Here is a 2,802-nt window from a genome sequence, read left to right as displayed (position 1 = left end):
GTCGGCCAGGGTCGGGTCCGCCGTGGCGGCGGCCCGGTGCCGGGCGGCCAGCTCGGCCGCCTCGGCGGCCAGCGGCTCCAGCGGATCGGGGGCCCGTTCCTTCTGGTCGTCGCGGTCGAAAAGATCACAGCCGGTCAGCGGCAGGGCGGCGCCACCGAGCGCCGCCAGCGCTCCGGCGCGCAGCACCTTACGCCGGGAATGTCCCGGTGCACCGTTGCGCTGTGTCGTTCTGCCGGTTGCCACCGGACAAGTCAACACCATCCGTGCCGCCCCGTGGGCCAGAGGCGTCGGTGCGCCGCCGGGTCCGCTGCCCGGCCCGCGCGTTACGCTCTGCGCAGCCACCGGGCGCGACCGCCCCGGTGGCGTGCCGGCATGGCGGGCCGAGGGGCCCGGCTCGATCAGGAGAAAGGGTGCCAGATGACGCAGCGTGGCCGTGCCACCAGGCCGACCGGGCCGACGGGTCGACCCCGCCGGACCGACGGCCCCCGTGGCGGGGACCGGGTCGGCGCTCCGCGCGGTGACCTCGGCGCCCGGCGCGCGCGCCTGCGCGAGGTGATCGAGCCGGTCGTCACCGAGGCTGGGTACGACCTGGAGGACCTCTCCGTCTCCCGGGCCGGCCGGCGGCACGTCGTACGCGTGATCGTGGACGCCGACGGCGGGATCAACCTGGACGCCGTCGCGGACGTCTCCCGGGCGGTCTCCGCGGCGCTGGACGCCGCGGAGGAGTCCGGCGGCGACATCGTCGCGGGGGAGTACCAGCTGGAGGTCAGCTCCCCGGGCGTGGACCGCCCGCTCACCCTGCCCCGGCATTGGCGGCGCAACGTCGGCCGGCTGGTCAAGGTGACCGTGCGCGGCGCGGCGGGCCTGCCCGAGCAGCGGGCCGCCGGGGACCGGCAGCTCACCGGGCGGGTGATCGCCGCCGACGACGACCGCGTGACGCTGGAGACGGACGCGGGCCGCGCGGAACACACCTACGCCGAACTCGGCCCCGGTCGGGTGCAGGTGGAGTTCACCCGCCTCGACGAGATCGACGAAGCGGACGAATTCGACGGCGCGGACGAAGCCGACGACGACACTGACGACATCGACGACGAAGATGTGGAGGACGAGGAGAGGTGAACATCGACCTCGCGGCGCTGCGCGCACTCGAGCGCGAGCGGGAGATCCCGTTCGACACGATCCTCGCGGCGATCGAGACCGCGCTGCTGACCGCCTACCGGCACACCGAGGGCGCCGAGGCGCACGCCCGGGTGGAGATCGACCGCAAGACGGGGGCCGCCCTGGTCTACGCGCAGGAGCTCGACTCCGAGGGCGCGGTGGTGCGCGAGTGGGACGACACCCCGCACGACTTCGGCCGGATCGCCGCGATGACCGCGAAGCAGGTCATCCTGCAGCGGCTGCGGGAGGCCACCGACGAGGTGCACTTCGGCGAGTACGTGGGCCGGGACGGTGACCTGGTCACCGGTGTCGTGCAGGCGCACGAGGCGCGGGCCGAGAAGGGCATCGTCAGCGTCGACCTGGGCAAGCTGGAGGGCGTCCTGCCCCAGTCCGAGCAGGTCCCCGGCGAGCGGTACGCGCACGGCGAGCGGATCCGCTGCGTCGTGGTGCACGTGGCCAAGGGAATGCGCGGTCCGCAGATCACGTTGTCCCGTTCGCACCCCGCACTGGTGAAGAAGCTCTTCGCCCTCGAGGTGCCGGAGATCGCCGACGGCACGGTCGAGATCGGTGCGATCGCGCGTGAGGCGGGTCACCGTACGAAGATCGCGGTGCGCTCCACCGCTCCGGGCGTGAACGCCAAGGGCGCCTGCATCGGGCCGATGGGCCAGCGGGTCCGCGCGGTGATGAGTGAGCTGCACGGCGAGAAGATCGACATCATCGACTGGTCGGACGACCCGGCGACCTTCGTCGGGAACGCGTTGTCGCCGGCCAAGGCGCTGCGGGTCGAGGTGGTCGACCTGGCCAGCCGGACCGCGCGGGTGACCGTGCCGGATTACCAGCTCTCGCTGGCGATCGGCCGGGAAGGGCAGAATGCCCGGCTTGCTGCCCGGCTGACCGGTTGGCGAATCGACATCCGGTCGGATGCGGAGCAGACCGGCACGTCGGGCCGGAGCGGGGCTGATCACGTCCCGGAGCCGGGCGGCGCGATCTCGAGCAGCTAGGGGTAGACTTTCTCAGTGGTACGACGCGCGCAACCGGAGCGCACCTGTGTGGGTTGCCGGAGGCGGGCGCCGGCCAGCGAACTGCTGCGGATCGTCGCGGTCGGCGACGAGGCTGGTCATTACAGCCTCCGGCCCGATCCGGCCCGCAGGCTGCCGGGTCGGGGAGCACACGTGCACCCTGATCCGGCCTGCTTCGCGCAGGCGATGCGGCGCCGCGCCTTCGGGCGGGCACTGCGCATCACCGGGATCATCGATCATGGTGAGCTTGCGGAGCACATCGACGCGCCAACCTCTACGTCCGGTCAGCCCGACCGGACGAGGGATCGCTAGCAAGGTAGGACGACCAACATGAGCACACGATGAAGTCCCTGAAATGACCAGGCTTCAAGTGCACGAGTGAGGTCGCTGCGGGTGCTGCCCGCACGACCTCGGAGTGAGGAGTGCAGTGGCAGGTAAGGCCCGCGTACACGAGCTTGCAAAGGAGCTCGGGGTCGAAAGCAAGACCGTTCTCGCCAAGCTGAAGGAAATGGGCGAGTTCGTCAAGTCCGCGTCCAGCACCGTCGAGGCGCCCGTCGCCCGACGGCTGCGCAGCGCGCTCGTGGCTTCCGCCGGGGAACCGGCGGAAGCCACGAGCGCGCTGCGC

Annotated in this window: 3 protein-coding genes and 2 pseudogenes; 4 read left to right on the top strand and 1 reads right to left on the bottom strand. The window is 72.1% G+C overall.

Going from position 1 to position 2,802, the window contains the following annotated elements; translation table 11 throughout:
• Positions 1-186: pseudogene (locus tag DKL51_RS27600) on the bottom strand (hypothetical protein); the annotation flags it as partial.
• A gap of 231 nt (positions 187-417) precedes the next feature.
• Between DKL51_RS27600 and rimP the strand changes: the two are divergent.
• From rimP to DKL51_RS27580, 4 genes and pseudogenes are all read left to right on the top strand, one after another.
• Entirely contained in the window at positions 418-1,119 is a 702-nt protein-coding gene (gene rimP, locus DKL51_RS27595; RefSeq protein ID WP_109948228.1) for a ribosome maturation factor RimP, read from the top strand.
• Positions 1,116-2,159, top strand: a complete 1,044-nt coding sequence (nusA, locus tag DKL51_RS27590) for a transcription termination factor NusA (protein ID WP_109948227.1) — start codon at positions 1,116-1,118, stop codon at positions 2,157-2,159. Before rimP ends, nusA begins: the two co-directional genes overlap by 4 nt.
• Positions 2,160-2,174: 15 nt before the next feature.
• Positions 2,175-2,511: pseudogene (locus DKL51_RS27585) on the top strand (YlxR family protein).
• Positions 2,512-2,604: 93 nt separating this feature from the next.
• On the top strand, positions 2,605-2,802 hold a 198-nt coding region (locus DKL51_RS27580; RefSeq protein ID WP_148097856.1), incomplete at its 3' end, for a translation initiation factor IF-2 N-terminal domain-containing protein.

This window comes from Micromonospora globispora (genome assembly GCF_003857015.1).
Lineage (GTDB): Bacteria > Actinomycetota > Actinomycetes > Mycobacteriales > Micromonosporaceae > Micromonospora > Micromonospora globispora.
The sequence above is the reverse complement of the archived record's forward strand: the minus strand, read 5'-3'. Positions and strand labels throughout refer to the sequence as shown.

Excerpts from the sequence above, each read along its gene's own strand:
- rimP (WP_109948228.1), top strand. The coding sequence starts at position 418 with ATGACGCAGCGTGGCCGTGCCACCAGGCCGACCGGGCCGACGGGTCGA.